The sequence below is a fragment of the Leisingera sp. ANG-S5 genome (genome assembly GCF_000813925.1).
Lineage (GTDB): Bacteria > Pseudomonadota > Alphaproteobacteria > Rhodobacterales > Rhodobacteraceae > Leisingera.
The window spans coordinates 57505-76897 of the sequence record NZ_JWLH01000007.1 but is presented as its reverse complement, the minus strand read 5'-3'; the positions used below and the strand labels follow the sequence as shown (position 1 = coordinate 76897).

Genomic DNA, 19393 nt, shown 5'->3' with positions numbered 1-19393 from the left:
CCCTTTCCGGCATGTTGCTGATGCCAGCTTCGGGAGGTCCTCATCCGGCGGTCGCCATTATTGGACCCGTTGCCTTCGTCAAGGAACAATCACCGCTGCATTACGCAACCCGCTTTGCATCCCGCGGACTGGCCGTTCTGATTTTCGATCCGTGCTATCATGGCGAAAGCCCAGGTGCTCCCAGGCGCTACGAATCTGGTGACGCAAAGATCGAAGACTGCCAGGCCGCGCTGGACTTTCTCACCTTTAAGAACGGAATAGACGCAAACAGGCTGCACCTTTTGGGGATCTGACAGGGCGTAAACTGGGCAATCGAAACCGCAGCCAAAGACAGCCGTGTGGCGTCTCTTGGCATCGTGGCTGGCCATTACCTGACCGCGGAAACTGCCAGAATGTATCTTGGCGGTGATGCTGCTGTTGAAGCGCGTAAAGTCCGGGCTGCAAAGGCGGCCGCCAAGTTCGCAAAAACAGGGGAGGCCAGCTACATACCGATTGTCGGCTCTGAGGATGCCATTCTTACTGCCAAAGCCATAGCAGACTGGTATCTGCCGTGGGACAATAGGGCCCCCTGGCTAACGTTCCGGGGTGGCTGGGAAAACCGCATCACCACGATGAGCGAGGCGGGAATATGGGGCTGGGAGATCGACGAAACGGCTCCCCAATTAGACTTGCCCGTATTGATGATCCATGGCGACAAAGCTGCCAGCGGGCCGGAAATACCGCGCCGGATCTTCGACAGGATCGCATCTGATCAGAAGATGCTGCATTGGATCGATGGAGCCAACCAGCTTCAATTCTATGAAGACCCGCTGATCATTGACACTGCCGTCAATGCAATGGCGCCGCATTTTCTGACCTCCGTTTGAGGCTCTGGCCGGTATCGCCGGCCCTAGCGCCATTTTTGAAACGGTCAGTGCCATGAGTACTGGCTGCAACACCTAATGCAATCACACAGGATTATCGTTTGCGATGAAACTTTCCTCTCTCTCGACCGCTTTCCTCTTGGCCGGTCCTGCTGCCGCCGGACAGAGCCTGCCGCCCTTCACCGAAGCCCTTCTGCCAATGGGCTCGAATCTTTATGCAGTTTCAATTGGCCCGGGCGGACCCGGCGAGGAGTTCGGCTCAGACGCCGCAAATGGCGGATTTTACAGGATTGTGCCCGGCGGCACAGCAGAGGAAATCGAGCTATCGGACGGGCAAGGTCTGCGCAATCCGACCGGTCTCGTTCAGGCCGGAAACCAGATTTTCATCGTAGACGGCAATCAGGTCATCTCCACCGCACCGGATGGCTTGGTCAACTGGCGGCAGTCCCTCGATGACGAAGGTGTCTTTTTCTACGACGTGGAAGCGCTCGACGACAACACCCTGATCGTGAGCGATTTCGGGTGGGGAGTGTTTGTTTCCGCAGAAGTTCAAACCGGTGCGATTCAACCCTACCTTGGGGATCTGCGCATCAACGGGCTGGCCCGCTTTGCTATCGCGGATAAGGGAATTTACGCAGTTTCCTGGGGCAGCGACGATGCATGGGACAGCGCCCTGTATTTGGTCGCGCAATCACAAGGCTCCAATACGGCTGATTTGATTGCAGACGGCTTTGGCAATCTGGAGTCCGTAGGTCTCATCAATGGCAATATTGTAGTCGGCGGCTACCGGGGGCATGAGAAGTTTCCGGAGGCACGACTGCTAAGCATTTCTCCTGAGGGAACCGTTCTGTCGCTCTCTACCGGCTCCCACTCACAAGGAGTTTCCGATATTTTCTTCGATGGAACGTCAATTTGGCTGACTTACTTCTATGACGCTTTCTACAAAAAACTTTCTTCTCAAACTTTGCAAAAAACGGAGTAGAACACCCTGGTTTGCTGGCTTCTATGGCACTGTGCCTTCGTTTCTAGGAAGCAACGGTCGGCCCAAAGCGGCTGTATGTGCGGCATTCAAATTGCTTCAGCGCGCCCTGCCTTTGCGATCACTCGCGGCAACCGCGAAACCGTGCATGGCCCGCACTCGCGCGATGGGGAACAAGCCTGTTCGCACAAAAGTTCAAAGAAGAAATTCAGCAAGATTTGCCAATCTATTGGGTTTGCAACCATCTTGAAAACGTTGCGGCGCAGTCTTGGGAAGCAGCTTTGCGCGGACGCACCAGAAAGTAGCCGTAGTCCTGTAGCACATGTGGTGACAGGCGGAACAGCTTCTCCTCTTCCAGTTCCTGCTCGATCAGCGTGTCCATCAGGGCGACCCCCTGACCATCAACAACCGCCTGGACCCGCACATTGGGGTCAGGGATGATCAGTGTGTCCCGCCGCGTCCGGTGCGGCAAGCCTGCGGCATTCAGCCAGTCTGTCCAGGCATCGCTGTCATCATGATCACGCAACAGCGTAAAGGTTGAAACCGCTTGTTCCCAGCCGAGCCGCTTCACTGTTTCTAGTGCTGCAACGTTGCCTGCGGGAAAAGCCGGGCACGGCAGGAACGGCGTAACGTCGCCATCCTCCCATTGCCCGTTTCCCCAACGGATTGCGATATCAACACCTTGGGCTTCCAGATCGAAAAGCCGGATCATCGGTTGCAGCCGGAGCTGGATATCCGGATGCGCCTGCATGAAGGACATCAGCCGCGGCGACAGCCAGCGGGCGGCGAAATAGGTGGAGACACCCACCGTCAGGGTTTTGGCAGAGACCCCTTTGAGGGCCAGAATACCCGCCTCGATCTCTTCATAGTGGCTTTGGCAGGCAGCCAGCAGCTTGAGCCCGTCCGGCGTTATCTCGACCCCGCGGGCATTGCGCTGAAACAGCGCAAACCCCAGATCCGCCTCCAGCGTTTTCACCTGATAGCTGACCGCGCCCTTGGTCATGTTCAGCGCTTCGGCTGCATCGGAAAAGCTGCGGTAACGGGCGATCTCAGCAAACAGGCGCAGGCTGTCGTGATGGCGGAATTCTACGGGCATAACAAAAAGCGTATAAAATCCCTGAACGCCCAGGGCAAATAATATCGATTGTTGGCTGGTCAGATTCCGAAAATATGGACTACGGAACATTTCTCAGGAGTCGCAGCGTTGGGAAATATGAACGCCGATACCCATATCACCCAGCGCGGCAAGTCGCGCCGGGGGCGGCTGACCCGGCACAATGCGGCCCAGGCGGCACCGGCGTATAGGCGCCGCCAGATCCCTGCATATGATTTGCTGGACGAGACTGCACTCCTGCGCATCGAAGCCCAGGCGGACTGGATCCTGGAGCATATCGGCGTCGAATTCCGCGGCGATGACACGGCACTTGCGCTGTTTGCCGCTGCCGGAGCGCGCGTTGACGGTGTCCGGGTCCGCTTCGAACCGGGCCATGTGCGCCAGCTATGCAAAACCGCTCCCGCCGAATTCGAGCTGCATGGCAGTGATCCCGCCCGCACGGTGACCTTGGGCGGGGACAACCTGGTGCTGATGCCCGGCTACGGCTCGCCCTTTGTCACCGACCTGAAGCAAGGCCGCCGCTATGCCTCGCTGGAGGATTTCGAAAACTTCGTAAAGCTTTCGCATATGTCGCCCGCTCTGCACCATACCGGCGGCACCGTGGTTGAACCGACTGATGTGCCGGTAAACAAACGGCATCTGGACATGATGCTGGCCCATCTCATCCTGTCGGACAAACCCTTCATGGGCGGTGTGACATCCGCGCAGGGCGCACAGGACAGTATAGAAATGGCCCGGCTGGCCTTCGGTTCGGAGTTCCTGGACCGAAACGCGGTGATGCAGGCCAATATCAACGTTAATTCGCCGCTGATCTATGACGGGGTGATGTCCGCCTCCCTGCGTATCTATGCGGCGGCCAACCAATGCGTCTGCATCTCGCCCGCCATCTTTGCTGGCGCCATGGGGCCGCTCTCACCGGCGGCGGTTGCCGCCCAGACACTGGCCGAGGCGATGGCGGGCATTGCCCTCAGCCAGCTGGTGCGCCCCGGCTGCCCGGTCGTCTTCGGCAGCTTCCACTCCTCTATGAACCTGCGCACCGGGGCGCTGACCTTTGGCTCACCGGAGGCGAACCTGACTACCATGGCGCTGAGCCAGCTGGGCCGCAGGCTGGGGGTGCCGGTTCGTTCCGGCGGCGGTCAGGTCACTGCCTCCAACGCCGCCGACGGTCAGGCGATGCAGGACAGCGCCGGGGCGATGTGGGCCACCCTTCTATCCGGCGGCCATCAGGTCTGGCACGCGGCGGGCTGGCTCGAGGGCGGTCTGGTGATGTCCTACGAGAAATTCGTGATGGACCTCGACCATTGCGGCGCGATGTTGAAGATGCTGCAGGGGTTCGGCACGGACGGCGAGGCCTTCGGTCGTGATGCCTACGCCGAGGCGGGTCCGGGCGAGAACTTCCTGTCTACCAGCCACACCCTGCGCCACTACACCACCGCCAATTTTGAACCGCAGGTGCCCGAAGGCGGCCCCTTCGAAAAATGGAGCGAGAACGGCCACCAGACAGCTGACCAGCGCGCTGCCGCCCGCTGGCGGCAGATGCTGACGGAGTATCAGCCGCCGGAAATGCCAGCAGCCATCCGCACAGCCCTGAACGACTTCGTGGCGGGGCGCAAAGCCGCCATGCCCGACGAATGGTATTGAGAAAGGACACTGAAACATGACCGAAGAATTGAGCCGCACCTCGGCGCTTGCTTCCCGCCACATTGCCCTCGGATCGGGGCTGGAGGACTGGAACGACATGGGCACGGCCTGGACCTACAGCACCGACCCGAATGACGAACACGACGCGGTGCGGGAGCGCGCCGGCATGTTCGACATGTCGCCGCTGAAGAAGGTCTTTGTCCGCGGCAAGGATGCGCAGGCGGTGCTGGATCACCTGACCACCCGCGACCTGTCCAAACTGGCGCCGGGCAAATCGGCCTACCTCTGCGTTTTGACCGAAGCGGGCGGTATTGCCGACGACGCCATTGTCTCAAACAACGGCGGCGATGAATGGATGATCGTGCATGGCTCGGGCGACACTATGGCGCTGCTGGAAGCCTCGGCAGAGGGCCGTGACGTCTGGCTGGAGTTCACCGACGACCTGCATGATATCTCGGTCCAGGGTCCGGCCTCGCTGGATATCCTGAACACCCATTGCGACATCGATCTTGCCGGGCTGGGCTATTTTGAACACGCGCCTGCCGTCCTGTTTGGTCGCCCCTGCCGGATCTCGCGCACCGGATATTCGGGCGAACGCGGCTATGAGATCTTTGCCAGCGCCGCGGTGATCACCGGTATCTGGGACAAGCTGGCAGAAGCGGGTGTCATGCCTTGCTCTTTCACCGCGCTCGACAAGGTACGGATTGAAGCAGGGCTTCTGTTCTACGGCTATGACATGACCGAGGCCCACACTCCTTGGGAAGTCGGCCTGGGTTTCACAGTCAGCACCACGAAGAGCGATTTCCGCGGCAAAGAGGCGGTGATGGCGTCGAAGGGCCGCGAGAAGATTTCCAATGTCTGCGTCGACATTGACCATTCTGACATAGTGGAGGGCGGAGAGACCTTGCTGCTGGATGGTGATGAGATCGGTGTGATCAACAGCCCCTGCTTTTCTCACCGGATGGGCAAATCGCTGGCGCTGGCACATGTCCGTCCTGGGATCGCCGCTGGAACGGTTCTGTGGCTTAAAGGCGAGACTCTTCAAACCGCCGCAACAGTGGTTGTCAGCCCGGTCTACGACCCGCAAAAGACACGGACGCATCAATAACCTGGCGAAATAAATACCGCGGGCGGGCGTGAGAGACATTGGTCCAATTGACACTCACGCCCGCCTTTCAGCACTTTGGCTCACCAAAAGCGGTTACAGGAGCTTCCCTATCCACCTTAAAGGGACGAAACGATCAGCCAGGGTCTTTCAGTGGACGATTGGTGCGGCTAGCACCTTACTGGCTCAGTCAGCCCATAGCCTCATTTCGCATTATCTCTCACCGCCGCAGCGCAGCTTCACCAAAACGGCCATTAAAGCATGGTGCAGCATCAACCACGTTTCATTGTCGGCTTGCAGGCACCGGGTAAGAGGCAAACAGCCATCTGCCGTCACATCTTGGGTAAGCCTCCCTGTCGCGTGATTGCATCACCGTCCCAGATTTTGAGATCAAGGACTTCCGGGAGCGGCATCTGCGGCTTATCCATTCCCAACTTTTCATCCGCAACAGACAGGAGGGTAAGCCATGACCGTAACCATCAACATTTCCCTTCCGCAGGATCTGACGCGGTTCTGATCCCCAATTCGGGGTTTCCCAACATAGTGCCGATCCATCCGCGACCCTCTCGGGCCGCTTCTATTGCTATGGAAAGATGAACGATGGGCAATCCCATTTCCGGGGAACGGAGCGCCGCGTGCGCCCGTATCTCCAAATTCTACAATCGTGCGGCCTGGATCGACGGGCGTGCAGAAGAGCAACTTGAACAGGTGGCTGGCTGGCCGGGCATGACGGCCGTCGCCGGATTTCCGGATCTGCATCCAGGCCGCTTCGGCCCCGTTGGTGCAGCTTTTCTGGCCGACCGGATCTGGCCCCAGCTTGTCGGGCCGGATATCGGCTGCGGTATGGCTTTGTTTCGCCTCGATCTGCCTCGGCGCCGGCTCAAACTCGACAAGGCCGCCCGGCGGCTGGCTGTACTGGAAGACGGGGCTGATCTTCATCAGGCGCTTGCAGCACTGGATGCAGCTGGCCTGACGGGACTGATCGGTCCAGAGGCACTCGGCACCATCGGCGGCGGCAACCATTTCTGCGAAGTGCAGGTGGTCGGCGAAGTCATGGATCACACCCGTACTGACCTGCAAAAAGATGATCTGTGCCTGCTGGTGCATTCCGGTTCGCGCGGGCGCGGCGCCGGGATTTTTCAGGGGCTGGACGACAGCTGGAAACAGGGCTTCGCGGCGGGAAGCGATGCGGCGGCGCGCTATCTCGCCCTTCATGATGCGGCTACCCGCTGGGCGCGCGTGAACCGGGCGCTGATTGCCTCTTCCGCGTCTGAAGCGCTTGGCAGTGAGGCCCGGCTGATCTGCGACACGGTGCATAATCATGCCGTGCCGCGTTCAGATGGCTGGCTGCACCGCAAAGGGGCGGCTTGCCCGGAGGGCGGCCTCGTCCCGCTCGCGGGATCGCGCGAAGCGCCAAGCTACCTCCTGGAGGTGCCGGATGCCGTACCCGGGGCGCTTGGCTCCGTCTCTCATGGGGCAGGCAGGAAGTATGACCGGTCCTCCATGCATGGACGGATCCGCAAGACCCGTTCGGATCTGGCAGCCCTGACCCGCACCCGTTTCGGCGGGCGCGTCATTTGCGGGGACCGCGATCTTCTGCTGGAAGAAGCCGGCCAGGCCTACAAAGACCCGGAACAGGTACTGCAGAACCTGGCAGGCTTTGGGATCGCAAACGCGGTGGCGCGTCTTCTGCCGCTTGTCACCTTCAAGACGACGGGAGGTGCGGCATGAGCGGCAGGGAAGCCCTTCTCTTGTCCAGCGGCAATGGTCCGGGTGAATGCCGTCAGGCTGTGGGCCACCTGTTGTCCTGGCTGAGGGCAAAGGCCACGCAATACGGTGTCGAACTCGATGTCGCGACAAGGGACGCCACGCACGGCCCCGCCTCAGCGGTGGTGATCCTGAGCGGCGCTCGGGCTGCCGAATTGGCGTGTGCTGTCGAAGGTACCGTCCTTTGGCGGTGTCAGAGCGAGCTGCGCCCCAGGCACAAACGGAAGAACTGGTTTGTGCAGATTTTCCGCCTGCCTGCGGCCACTGACGCAGTGCGGATTGAACCGGCCTCCGTTGAAATGCAGGCCATTCGCGCGGGAGGCCCTGGCGGCCAGCACCAGAACAAGACGTCGAGCGCGATCAGGGCGCGTTGGACCAGCGCCGATGGACAAGTCTATGCCGTCGTCGTGCGCGACACCCGCTCGCAACACCAGAACCGCCGTCTGGCGATGGAACGGCTTGCCGCGCTAGCTGCTGCCGAAAAAGCAGAAGCCGACGCTGCCCGCCAGGACGAAACCTGGGCGCTCCACGGACAGCTTCAACGTGGTGAACCGAGCCGGATCTTCGAAGGGAGGCAGTTCAAAGAGGTAACATGACAGGAGGGGCAGCGTTTTGCCGCCCCTCCATCTGCTGATTGCACTGTATCGGCCCATACCTGCCGTTGAAAGGGGTTACTGTCACAGCAGAGCTGCCTCCCCAAACCAGCCATTCAAGATGACCGAAAACACTCTAGTCTGAAAATCCCGGCGGCTCGGACATGGAAGAAGCCGATGTCATTTTCAGTATGCCAATGAGGCATTCCCGGAGAGCTCTAGTCGGCTGCCGGTATGGAAGGCAATTTCTCGTGTCGCGGTGGAACCCCGAATTTCCGCACATATTCACGGCTGAACTGAGTCGGACTTTCATAACCGACATCATAGGCCGCCGAAGCCACCGACTTGCCGCCACCCAGCAGCAGGCGGCGCGCCTCCATCAGCCGCAGCTCCTTTTGGTATTGCAGCGGCGTGGTGGAAGTCAGCGCCTTGAAATGCTCGTGAAACGTGGATTGGCTCATGCCTGCCTCCGCGGCCAGATCTGCCACCGGCAGCGGGGACTTGTACTGTTCACGGATCAGGGCAATCGCCTTGGTGATCCGGCTTGCCGGACTTTCGTGCAGCAGCAATTGGCGCAGCATCCCGCCGTGCTGGGCGCGCAGCAGGCGGAAATGGATCTCCTTCAGCACCAGGGGCGCCAGCGCCTGTACCTCCACCGGGTCCTGCGCCAGCCGGAACAGCCGCCCGACGGCATCGAACAAAGCGGCATCGCCGTCCGCTACGCTCATCGAATGAGAGGTCCGCCGTGCATCCGGCAAAGTGCCGATCTCGTCATAGAGGCTGCGCACCATCGCCAGATCCAGCTGCAACGCCAACGAGACATAGGGTTTGTACTGCGAAGCATCGATCACCCCGGCCGACACCGGCAAGGCATGGCTGACGATCAGCGATTTGCCTGCGCCGTAGCGGACCGTGCGGTCCTCCAGGTGCGCCTCCTTGGCGCCTTGCAGGACCAGGCACATCACCGGCTCATAGATCATCGCCTGAAATTCAGTGCGCTTCTCGCTGCAAAAGGCAAAAAGCCCGCCCACGCCGGTTTTGCAGCCGGTGTCCAGCGCGCCTTGCTCCCGGACAAATGCCGCAACATCGGAAATCAGGTCCTGCGGTACCATCGGCGCTCCTCCTCTTTGATCAGACTATAGGCGGGCAGGGGCAGGGGAAGAACTGCAAATCCCGGCATCCCGGAGGATCAGGCAGATCATCCGGAGGATCGGGCACAGGAACCGGCCCGGCGGGCACTAGGTTTAGGTCCAGCAGCATAGCCAAATCCCGGCAGTTGACCGGCAGCACGGCATTTCTGGGAGGACACATCCATGTATAAAGACGCACTTGCAGCAGGCGGCCTAGCGGTTGTGACCGGCGGCGCCAGCGGGGTTGGCTTTGCCGCCGCAGAACGCTTTGCCCGGGCCGGGCTGGACGTGGTTCTGGCCGATCTGCCGGGCGAGGCGCTGGATCAGGCGGCTGAGAAGCTGCGCAGCCAGGTTCGGCCGGGTGCGCAGGTTCTGGCCGTTCCCACCGATGTCAGCGACGCAAGGGCCGTTCAGGCCCTGGCGGATGCTGCCTTCGCCGCGGGTGAGGTGGCGGTGCTGATGAACAACGCAGGCATCGGCCGCCCCTCCGGCAGCTGGGAAGAACCCGAGGCCTGGCGCGCGATGATCGAGGTGAACCTGTTCGGAGTGCTGAACGGCGTGCAGACCTTTTTGCCGCGGATGATCGCCGCCGCACGCCCGGCGGTTGTCATCAACACCGGCTCGAAACAGGGCATCACGACGCCGCCGGGCAACCCGGGCTACAATGTCTCCAAGGCCGGCGTGAAGGTGCTGACAGAGATGCTGACCCATGACCTGCGGCAGTCCGGGGCTCCCATCACCGCGCATCTGTTTGTCCCCGGCTTCACTTATACCGGCATGATCGCCCGCCACATTTTGGAGAAACCCGCCTCTGCCTGGACCTCGGAGCAGACCGTGGATCACCTGCTGACCCGCATGGCAGCGGGCGATTTCTACATTCTTTGCCCGGACAACGACGTGACGCCGGCCCGCGACCGGCGCCGAGTTGCCTGGGCCCTGGGCGATATCCTGGAGAACCGCCCGGCCTTGTCGCGCTGGCATCCCGACTATGCCGGTGCCTTTGCAGACTTCGAAAAATCCTGAACCAGAAATTCCAGCCAAGGGGAGGCCCCATAGCCATGGCACTATCACTGAAACTCAACGGCCAGACGCATCAAGTCGAGGCCGAGCCCGGAACCCCGCTGTTGTGGGTGATCCGGGATGAACTGAAGCTGACCGGCACCAAATTCGGCTGCGGCGTCGCCGCCTGCGGCGCCTGCACCGTGCATCTGGACGGTCAGCCGGTGCGCTCCTGCCAGACCTATGTCGAGGACGCCGAAGGCGCCGAGATCACCACCATCGAAGGGCTGGACTCCAAGGTGTCCAAAGCCGTGCAGGACGCCTGGATGGAGCTGGACGTGGTGCAGTGCGGCTACTGCCAGTCCGGCCAGATCATGTCCGCTGTGGGGCTGCTGAGCGAAAACCCCAAGCCGACGGTGGAAGAGATCGACGATTACATGAACAGCAACGCCTGCCGCTGCGCCACCTACCAGCGCATCCGCGCCGCGATCCAGCGCGCATCTGAAATGATGGAGGCCTGAAATGACCCTCAATACCTCCCGCCGCGGCTTCCTGAAATCCGCTGCTGCCGCTGCTGCGGTCCTTTATGTCGGCGTCCGTCCAGACGGCGCTTTGGCGGCGGGCGCCGCACCGGCGCAGCTGAACCCGTTTGTGAAGATCGATGCAGACGGCACCGTCACTGCCATCGTCAAGCACTTCGAGAAGGGGCAGGGCCCGGCCACCGGCCTCACCACGCTGATCGCCGAGGAGCTGGGTGTTTCGATGGAGGACATCCAGTACGAATTCGCGCCCTCCGACCCCTCGCGCTATGCCAACCTGGCGTTCGGCCAGATGCAGGGCACCGGCGGCTCCACCGCGATGGCCAATTCCTTTATGCAGTACCGCCAGGCCGGGGCCGCCGCGCGCGAGATGCTCATCAAGGCCGCGGCTGAGACATGGGGCGCAGACGCCGCAGAGCTGACTCTTGAGGACGGCGTCATCAAGGGCGCAGGCCAAGAGGCGCCGCTGGCAGAGTTTGTCGCTGCCGCCGCCCAGATGGAAGCCCCGGCAGAGCCGCGGCTGAAGGACCCCAGCGAATTCCGCCTGATCGGCAACGCCTCGGTCAAACGCAAGGACTCCCTGCCCAAGACCAACGGCACCGCAATGTATGCGATGGACCTGCATCTGCCGAACCAGATGGTTGCCGTCATCATCCGCACCCCGCGGATGGGCGGGCTGGCCAGCGGGTTTGACGATGCCGGCGCCAAGGCGGTCAAAGGCTACATCCGCGCCGCCGTGCTGCCCAACCAGGCGGGCGTCGCGGTCTATGCCGAGGACACTTGGGCCGCGTTCCAGGCCCGCGATGCGATCACGGTGGACTGGGATTTCTCAAACGCCGAAAGCCGCAGCTCGGACCAGATCCGCGAGGAGCTGCTGGCCGCGGTAAACGCGGAGCCGGAGTATAACGTGACCGGCGCCGACCACGCCGCCACCACAGAGCAGATCGAAGGGGCGGCACAGGTGGTCGAGCAGACTTTCTACTTCCCGCTGCTGGCGCATGCGCCGATGGAACCGCTCACCTGCACCATCGAGGCCGACGCGGACGGCGGCGTCACCCTGCACGACGGCTGCCAGTTCCCCACCGGTCCGCACATGGCGCTGGCGCAGATCTTCCAGCTGCCGATGGAGAAGGTCCGCATCAACACGATGTTTGCCGGCGGCTCCTTCGGCCGCCGCGCCACGCCGACGGCGGATTACCAGGTGGAGGCGGCGCTGGCCTTTGCCCTGACTGACCGCACCCGCCCGGTGAAACTGGTCTGGTCGCGCGAGGATGACATCACCGGCGGCTATTACCGCCCCGCGGTGGCGCACCGTGTGCGGGTGGGTCTGGACGCGGCGGGCAATATCACCGGCTGGGACCACCGCATCGCCGCGCAGTCGATCCTCAAGGGCACCGCGTTTGAGAGCATGATGGTGCACGGCGGCGTCGATCACAGCTCGGTCGAGGGCGTGGCAGACACCCCCTACAGGATCCCGGGGCAGTTCACCGGGCTCACCGACGTGGCCAAGGCAACTTCCGTCCTGTGGTGGCGCTCGGTCGGGCACACCCACACGGCCTATGTGATGGAGGTGATGATGGACGAGGCCGCCCGCGCTGCAGGCCGCGATCCCGTGGATTTCCGCCTCACCCTGCTGGAGGGCGGCGGCGACGACCAGCAGCGGCTGGCGGGGGTATTGATATTGGCCGCCGACAAAGGCGGCTGGGGCAGCGCGCCGGAGGGCCGCAGCCAGGGCATCGCCGTCCACAAGAGCTTTGGCAGCTATGTGGCCGAGCTGGTAGAGATCTCCGGCAATGCCGATGACGGCGTGAAGATCGAGAAGGTCACCTGCGCGGTGGATTGCGGCATCGCGGTCAACCCGGATGTGATCAAAGCGCAGATGGAGGGCGGTATCGGCTATGGCCTAGGCCACGCGATGCGCAACGTGATCACTCTGACCGGGGGCGAAGTGGACCAGTTCAACTTCCCCGACTATGAGCCGCTTCGGATCGGCGACATCGGCGCCATCGAAGTGCATATCGTGCCCTCTGCAGAGATGCCCACGGGGGTCGGTGAGCCCGGCACGCCTCCCTCGGCGCCGGCGCTGGCCAATGCCATTGCAGTCAACGGCCCGCGGGTGACGGCGCTGCCAATGAACCTGAATGGCGTCAGCTTCGCCTGAACCGCAGCCTGCACCGGACGGTATTCAGCCCGGTGCAGGTAATTCGGCCCAGGGCGGCATTCAACTTTATGCGTGCAAACAGTTCGTCTGGCACCGCCATTTACTTGCCCGACGTCCAGTTTAGGAAAGTACCGCAAACGTTGTTTCAGGTGCTGAATACGCTTTGTAGGCCTCATTGCAGACTGTTGTTTAGCAGGCCCTGCCGTGTAGGCATAAGGTCCGCATTGCCGAGCTCGTCTTCAGAGCCCATTCTTGGGTCAGAAAATCCCGCACTTTTCAGCTCGTGACCGGGCTCTATCCGGATACCGACTGCATCGGCATCTGGACGGATATTGGATAGCTCAATCTCCCTGCGGCCGGGAGCGGCGGAAAGCGTCTCGTTCCGAGCCACTTTTCACCGCGGACACAAGTCGTTTGCACTACCCAGTTTCCGTCCCGGAGGGTGACGATCCTTTTTGCGGGACAAGGCTGGGCTGATTGGCAGCTGGGCAACTGCGGCCTTCAGAAAGAAACAGTAGAAGTCCTCGCGGCACGCGCGGATTGCATGTTCCAGGGGTCGCGGCAGGGCATCGACGGGTTGCGCCCGCTCCCCCCTGCCCCGGCATTTTCATTTGATTGGTCCGCCTGCCCTCCGGAAGACACGAGGTCTTCCGAAGTGAAAATCAGGGAAGGCTTCGCCACTGGCGGAACAGGAGGCGCGAGCGGGGATGTTGGAGACACGAAAAAGGCAAGGTTCTGTCGCTAATGCCAAAACTTTGTGTCGCCCGACAATTAAGTGTCAAACGTCAGACAAAACTGACCCGATGCGGACTGTTTTTAAGAAAAAATTGCCTGCACCTGCCAAGCATTTCTGATCCAAGCCGGGCCGTTTTTGGTTGCAAACGCAGCCAAGGCGCCATCCTGTGTCCTGTTTACGCAGGCAGCTAACGTTACTGATTCATGCAGTGGACGGCAGGTTCGAGCCCAACCCGATCATTGGAAAGTCCGCCGCCCAAGCGATTAGACTGGGCGGCGATAGGATCAGATTTTGCGTGCCGAAACCAGCAGCATCATAGGCCGCTCCAGTTCTTCGGCCAGGTCCGGCAACTCCGCAGTCTGTTCAGGTGTGGACGCAAACTCTTCCACCCGGCGCAGGTCGAACCCCGCGCTGATCAGCGTGTTGATCATTGTCGCCAGGGTCCGATGGTGCTTCAGCACGCCCTTGGCAAACCAGTCAGTGCGGCGCTCGCCCTCAAGAGAATAGCCGTTAACCGGCAGGTCTTTCGGCCGTCTTCATCTTGCGTCCACTGGGGGCGGGCGGCTGCCATGAAGATCGGATGCTCGATGGTGAAGACCAGATCCCCGCCAGGCACCAACGCCGCATGGATCATGCGGATCAGCCGTTCAAAATCTTGCACGTAGTGGGAGGTCAAAGCGCTGTAGACCAGATCAAACGCCGCCTAGGGCAATTCAAGCGTTTCCAAGTCAACAATCCGGTATTCGATTGCGGAATCCTCAGTGTCAGCCCTCGCACATTCGATCATGTTCTGAGACAGGTCAAACCCAAGAACTGAAGCAGCCCCCTGACCGAAGAACCACCGTGCTGCCCAGCCGAAGCTGTAGCCCAGGTCCGCCACGCGCTTGCCTGACAGTCGGGGCAACAGCGCCCGAATTGCCGGTCATTCCGGCGCACCTTCCAGCCCGTGAACCTGCCGGGGAAGCTGGCTGTAGCCAGCAAAAAAAATCGGGATTGTCGTAGATATTCTGTGCCATGTTTGCCTCCAGACAAAGGGGAGGACGAGGCACGTTTCCACGCCTAACAACCTCGTCCAAAAGGGCGAGGCCGAGGCTGGCAATCAGCGTGGTCAGTTCGCGTGATTGGCATCCCGGCATCCCGCCAAGGGGGTACCGGCCAACCGGGCGACAATGTGGATGTCCTTCTCAACCATGCAGGCTATACCGGTCTGGATGCAGAAAATGTCATATTCCTCGCTCATCTGGCGGCGCACTGACAGCGCAGCGATAGACGAAGCAGCCTGGACCGACCATTTGCCCTGACAGCAGCGAACTCACCCTCAGAGCCCAACCCGGTCATTGTGATTTTTTGCTGCGCGCGCTTGCTGCGGAAGAAATGCTTCATGCGCTCGAAATCTGGCGCTGTGTCGCGGCGATGAAACCCGCCATTGATGCAGCGCGCAGCGAGGCTGGAACGAGCCACTCACAAGGAGCCGGGCACAGTGAGTATTCGCTGCGTCTGCGCCAAAGGCTGCTAGGGGTCCTGATCTGCGTTCCTTGTTGCACTCGCCTTTTCAGCGCTGAGCAAGTTTTGCCGAACTTATTTGTCATTGGCGGCCCCAGTCAGAGTTTTCAACCAAAAAAGCCCGGGCAATTGATGCCCGGGACAGCTTGCCTATTGGGGAAATCAGGTAAGGTTCTTACTTCTTAAGGTTGGTCCAAATCTGGTCATAGACCGCCTGGGTCTCCTGATTGCAGACCTCGATAAACACCCCATCGCCCGCATCCGCATGAGGGTTCTTTTCCGGCTGCGCGGCCAGTGCAGGATCCAGGAAGCCGGCTACCCCAGTCACCCCGGCATTGTACTGGGCATAGTTGGTGACAGCCGCGATGTTTTCAGGTTCCAGCAAAAAGTCCATGAACTTCAGCGCGTTTTCCCGGTTCGGCGCGTCCTTCAGCAGCACCACATTGTCCATCCAGGCAACATAGCCCTGCGTCGGATAAGCATATTCCACATTGGCGCCTTCCTCCCGCGCCTTGGCGGCGAAACCATCGTAGATCTGTCCGACAGCCGCATCCCCTGACACCAGCACTTCCTTGGCTGTATCCGAGTTGAAGGATGCCCAATGCTGCTTGGCGTCCTGCAGCATCGCATTCAGCGCTTTCAGCTGCTCCCGGTCAGTGGAGCATTGCGGGATGCCCATATGCAGCGAGGCCATCGCCATCACTTCGCCTTGGCTGTCCAGCATGTTGATCTTGCCCGACAGCTCTGCCGGCGGATTGAACAGAATATCGGTGGTCTGGATGTCGCCGCTGTAGGCGTCGCGGTTCACCGCAAAGGAGGTGGATCCCCACTGGTAGGGGATCGAGGACGCGCGGCCCGGGTCAAAGCTGGGGTCGGCCCATTCCGGCGCGATGTTGCCTTTGTTAGCCAGTTCGCCATCGGCAATGGTGTCCAATAGGCCCTCTCCCGCCATGATGCTGACCATGTAATCCCCCGGTACTGCCAGGTCATAGGTGCCCATACCGCCCGCCTTCAGCGTCGCCAGCATGGATTCATTGGAATCGTAGGTGTCCATAGTCACCTCGATGCCGGTCTCGGCGGTGAACTTGTCGAGCACCTCCTGCGGCATGTATTCGAACCAATGGTAGAGGACCAGTTTGCCCTCGGCGGCGGCGGCAGTGGCAGCAACACTCAGAGCAAGAGCTGCGGCGCTGGATTTCAGCAGGTTTTTCATGTGTTTCCCTCCAGGTTGGATCATTTTGTATTGTCGGATTTGCTGACGAAGTAGCTGATGGTGACCATTACGATTGAGACGCTCAGCAGCATGGTCGAGATCGCCATGATGTTGGGTTTGATGCCCTGCTTGACCGACCCGAAGATCGCGGTGGGCAGGGTCTCAACGCCTGCGCCCTTGACGAAGTTGGTGATGATGAAGTCGTCGAGAGAGACGATGAAGGCCAAGAGGAAGCCCGAGATGATGCCCGGCGCCATCAGCGGCATCAGGATCTTGGTGAAGGCCTGACGCTTGGTCGCGTAAAGGTCCATCGCCGCCTGCTCAAAGCTGTCCTCGATCCCCTGCATCCGGGCCGAGATCGGCAGGTAGGCAAAGGGGATGCAGAAGGCGATATGGGCGACCAGAATGGTCATGTAGCCGCGGGTGAAGCCGATCGCGTTGAAGAAGATCAGCGTCGCAACCGCCGTTACAATCTCCGGCACCATCAGGGGCAGCGAGATCAGGCCGAAGGACACCGTGCGCAGCTTGAAGTTGCCGCCGCGGACCATTGCGGTTGCCGCCAGGGTGGCAATTGTTGTGCTGGCCGTCGCCGCGATGATGGCGATGGTGAAGCTGTTGAATGCCGCGACCTTGAACTTCTCGCTTTCCGGCCCGGTGAACACATCGGCGTACCAGCGCAAGGAGATCCCCTCCCAGTTGGTGATCGATTGGGAGGCGTTGAAGCTGTAGATGGTGACGATCACCAGCGGCGCATAAAGGACCGCCAGACACATGAGAGTGATGGAGCGGAAACCCTTGTAGGCTTTGATATTGTCATTCACATGCGCCATGGCTCAGCCCCCTGCCTTGTCCGTTTTGGCCTGCTGGCGGGCGGAGAACATCAGGATGATCAGCACCATGGTCAGCAGAATCATCGACGCGGCAGCGCCGAACGGCCAGTTGCCCGCGTTGCCCTTGAACTGCTCCTCGATGAGGGAGCCGATCATGAAGTTCTTGGCTCCGCCCAGCAGATCTGGCGCCAGGAAGGAGCCCATTGAGGGCACGAACACCAGGATGCAGCCCGCCACCACACCGGGTTTCACCGCGGGCAACACGATGCGGCGCAGGGTGGTCCATTTGCTGGCATAAAGATCCGCAGCAGCTTCGCTGAGCGAGAAGTTATATCGCTCCACCGCGGCATAGACCGGCAGCACCATGAACGGCAGGTAGGAGTAGAACAGCCCCAGTTGCACCGCAAAGTTGGTGTTGACGATGTGAATGGGGCTGTCGATCAGCCCGGTGCCGATCAGGAAGTCATTCAGCGGGCCCTGATCGCGCAGCAGGAATTTCATGCTGACGGTGCGGATCAGCAGGTTCACCCAATAGGGGATGGTGATCATGAACACCCAGACGGGCCGCACATTTTCCGGCCGCGTGGCGATGAAATATGCGGTCGGGAAGCCGATCACCAGGCTGAGCAGCGTTGCAGCTCCCGCCTGCCAGATTGAACGCCAGAAAATAGAGATATAGGTCCACTCGATCCTTGGCTGTTCATCCCCGAACAGCCCGCGGTCAAAGAAGAACTGATCGTAGGCGGCCAGGGACGGCTCCCAGATTACTCCGCCGCGGAATTCCTTGGTCAGGAAGGAATAGATCAGCATCATGCAGACAGGACCCAGCACAAAGATGCCGAGCACCGCCCAGGACGGCAGCAGCAGCCAGCCGCGGGCGTCCTTGTAAGTGTCTGCGCGGGCTGAACCGCCGCTTGCTGCGCCTGCTGCCATCAGTCCATCAGGAGGCGCCCGGCCCCCAGCTCCATGTTGACGAAAATCTCGCTGCCTGGCTCAAAGATCCGCTTGTTGCCGCGGTCGGAATTGGAAGTCCGCACGATAAACTGCGGCCCCTCGGCCAGATCGACCAGCGTGCTGATATCAGTGCCGACAAAGATGTTCTCGGCGACCCGCCCCTTGAGGCTTTCGGCCTCCACCGGTGCATCGGACATGAACAGCCGTTCGGGCCGCACCGACATATGCACCTTGGCGCCTTCGCCGATGCCGTCCACCGAATTGCAGGTCAGCGCGTGGCCGCCGCCCAGGTGGCAAGTCGCGCGGCCGTTCATCACCTGATCCACCGAAACCTCCAACAGGTTGGTTTCGCCGATGAAATCCGCCACGAACATGTTGCGCGGCTGTTCGTAAATCTCGGTCGGCGTGCCCAGCTGCTGCATCTCGCCCGCCGACATCACCGCGATGCGGTCGGACATGGTCAGCGCTTCCTCCTGATCGTGGGTCACAAAGATGAAGGTGATCCCGGTTTCCCGCTGCAGGTGCTTCAGCTCCAGCTGCATGGCCTTCCTGAGCTTCAGGTCCAGCGCCGACAGCGGCTCATCCAGCAGCAGGACTTTTGGCTGTGGCGCCAGCGCACGCGCCAGCGCCACACGCTGCTGCTGGCCGCTTGAGAGCTGAGACGGTTTGCGTGCAGCGAATTGCGACAGCTGGACCAGCTCCAGCATCTCACCCGCGCGCTTGCGGGCGTCGGCTTTGGATTTGCCGCGCATCTCCAGGCCAAAGGCCACGTTGTCCAGGATCGTCATATGCGGGAACAGCGCATAGTTCTGGAACACGGTGTTCACCGGCCGCTGATGCGGCGGCAACTTTTCGATTTCGTCGCCATAAAGCAGGATCTCACCCTCGGTCACATCCTCGAAGCCGGCGATCATCCGCAATAGCGTAGTCTTGCCGCAGCCGGAGGGGCCAAGCAGGGTAAAAAATTCATTGTCCTTGATGGTCAGCGAAATCCGCTTGAGGGCAGTGAAGTCCCCATAGCGTTTGACCGCGTTACGCACATCAATCGCATCTGTCTTGTTGCTGGGCACTTGCGCCTCCCCTCTGCCGCGTGTCGTTTGATCCAGCATAGGAAGGCCAGGGGGTTGCTTTAAGAATTGACTCCCTCAGCAAATGTTAGCCTTTACCTAATCTTTGAAAGTCACTCCAAAACAATGCCTTAGAGCATACACTGGAGAGTTGATCACCTGCTTCGCCTGACCCTAAGCCTTGCAACGGAAACTGCAT

At 60.8% G+C, this 19393-nt stretch carries 17 protein-coding genes and 1 pseudogene; 10 read left to right on the top strand and 8 right to left on the bottom strand.

Annotated features, from left to right (window positions below):
* Positions 1–11: 11 nt before the first annotated feature.
* The 3 genes from RA25_RS23105 (at position 12) to RA25_RS12315 (ending at position 1845) form a co-directional block, all read left to right on the top strand.
* On the top strand, positions 12–293 hold the full coding sequence (locus RA25_RS23105; RefSeq protein ID WP_039172689.1) for an alpha/beta hydrolase: 282 nt from the start codon (positions 12–14) through the stop codon (positions 291–293).
* A 63-nt stretch (positions 294–356) separates the two neighbouring features.
* Positions 357–866 carry a hypothetical protein gene (locus tag RA25_RS12320; protein WP_206539689.1) on the top strand — a complete coding sequence of 170 codons (510 nt, stop codon included), beginning with the start codon at positions 357–359 and terminating at the stop codon, positions 864–866.
* 103 nt (positions 867–969) lie between these two features.
* The gene (locus tag RA25_RS12315; protein WP_152612196.1) at positions 970–1845 is read left to right on the top strand and encodes a hypothetical protein; all 876 of its coding nucleotides are present in this window, start codon (positions 970–972) and stop codon (positions 1843–1845) included.
* A 223-nt stretch (positions 1846–2068) separates the two neighbouring features.
* Here the strand turns inward: RA25_RS12315 and RA25_RS12310 are convergent, their stop codons facing one another.
* Positions 2069–2938 (bottom strand): LysR substrate-binding domain-containing protein, encoded by an 870-nt coding sequence (locus RA25_RS12310; RefSeq protein WP_039172679.1) that lies wholly within the window; start codon positions 2936–2938, stop codon positions 2069–2071.
* A gap of 117 nt (positions 2939–3055) precedes the next feature.
* Between RA25_RS12310 and RA25_RS12305 the strand changes: the two genes are divergently transcribed.
* The 4 genes from RA25_RS12305 (at position 3056) to prfH (ending at position 8065) form a co-directional block, all read left to right on the top strand.
* Positions 3056–4597 (top strand): trimethylamine methyltransferase family protein, encoded by a 1542-nt coding sequence (locus RA25_RS12305; protein ID WP_039172676.1) that lies wholly within the window; start codon positions 3056–3058, stop codon positions 4595–4597.
* 16 nt (positions 4598–4613) lie between these two features.
* On the top strand, positions 4614–5705 hold the full coding sequence (locus RA25_RS12300; RefSeq protein WP_039172673.1) for an aminomethyltransferase family protein: 1092 nt from the start codon (positions 4614–4616) through the stop codon (positions 5703–5705).
* Between the two features lie 597 nt (positions 5706–6302).
* Positions 6303–7433, top strand: a complete 1131-nt coding sequence (locus tag RA25_RS12295; protein ID WP_039172670.1) for an RNA ligase RtcB family protein — start codon at positions 6303–6305, stop codon at positions 7431–7433.
* A complete protein-coding gene (gene prfH / locus RA25_RS12290) occupies positions 7430–8065 on the top strand; it encodes a peptide chain release factor H (protein ID WP_039172667.1) in 636 nt (211 codons plus the stop codon). Before RA25_RS12295 ends, prfH begins: the two co-directional genes overlap by 4 nt.
* A gap of 215 nt (positions 8066–8280) precedes the next feature.
* Here prfH and RA25_RS12285 read toward each other — a convergent pair whose 3' ends face one another.
* On the bottom strand, positions 8281–9174 hold the full coding sequence (locus RA25_RS12285; protein WP_039172663.1) for an AraC family transcriptional regulator: 894 nt from the start codon (positions 9172–9174) through the stop codon (positions 8281–8283).
* A 201-nt stretch (positions 9175–9375) separates the two neighbouring features.
* On the opposite strand from RA25_RS12285, the gene RA25_RS12280 reads away from it, so the two are divergent.
* Genes RA25_RS12280 through RA25_RS12270 form a run of 3 tightly spaced genes read left to right on the top strand, consistent with a single transcriptional unit; the run spans position 9376 to position 12891 of the window.
* Entirely contained in the window at positions 9376–10215 is an 840-nt protein-coding gene (locus RA25_RS12280; RefSeq protein WP_039172660.1) for an SDR family NAD(P)-dependent oxidoreductase, read from the top strand.
* 35 nt (positions 10216–10250) lie between these two features.
* Entirely contained in the window at positions 10251–10712 is a 462-nt protein-coding gene (locus RA25_RS12275) for a (2Fe-2S)-binding protein (RefSeq protein ID WP_039172658.1), read from the top strand.
* A 1-nt stretch (position 10713) separates the two neighbouring features.
* Positions 10714–12891 carry a xanthine dehydrogenase family protein molybdopterin-binding subunit gene (locus tag RA25_RS12270; RefSeq protein ID WP_039172654.1) on the top strand — a complete coding sequence of 726 codons (2178 nt, stop codon included), beginning with the start codon at positions 10714–10716 and terminating at the stop codon, positions 12889–12891.
* Positions 12892–13911: 1020 nt separating this feature from the next.
* Here RA25_RS12270 and RA25_RS23280 read toward each other — a convergent pair.
* The 6 genes and pseudogenes from RA25_RS23280 to RA25_RS12245 form a co-directional block, all read right to left on the bottom strand.
* Positions 13912–14088 (bottom strand): hypothetical protein, encoded by a 177-nt coding sequence (locus tag RA25_RS23280; protein WP_241477404.1) that lies wholly within the window; start codon positions 14086–14088, stop codon positions 13912–13914.
* A pseudogene (locus tag RA25_RS23275) lies at positions 14082–14507 on the bottom strand (class I SAM-dependent methyltransferase). Before RA25_RS23275 ends, RA25_RS23280 begins: the two are co-directional and overlap by 7 nt.
* Before the next feature lie 798 nt (positions 14508–15305).
* Entirely contained in the window at positions 15306–16343 is a 1038-nt protein-coding gene (locus RA25_RS12260) for an extracellular solute-binding protein (protein WP_039172650.1), read from the bottom strand.
* A gap of 20 nt (positions 16344–16363) precedes the next feature.
* Positions 16364–17173 (bottom strand): ABC transporter permease, encoded by an 810-nt coding sequence (locus RA25_RS12255; RefSeq protein WP_039150993.1) that lies wholly within the window; start codon positions 17171–17173, stop codon positions 16364–16366.
* A gap of 3 nt (positions 17174–17176) precedes the next feature.
* A complete protein-coding gene (locus RA25_RS12250) occupies positions 17177–18106 on the bottom strand; it encodes an ABC transporter permease (protein ID WP_039172647.1) in 930 nt (309 codons plus the stop codon).
* Positions 18106–19236: an ABC transporter ATP-binding protein gene (locus RA25_RS12245; RefSeq protein WP_052254236.1), complete on the bottom strand. Its 1131-nt coding sequence runs from the start codon at positions 19234–19236 to the stop codon at positions 18106–18108. Before RA25_RS12245 ends, RA25_RS12250 begins: the two co-directional genes overlap by 1 nt.
* Positions 19237–19393: the final 157 nt, after the last annotated feature.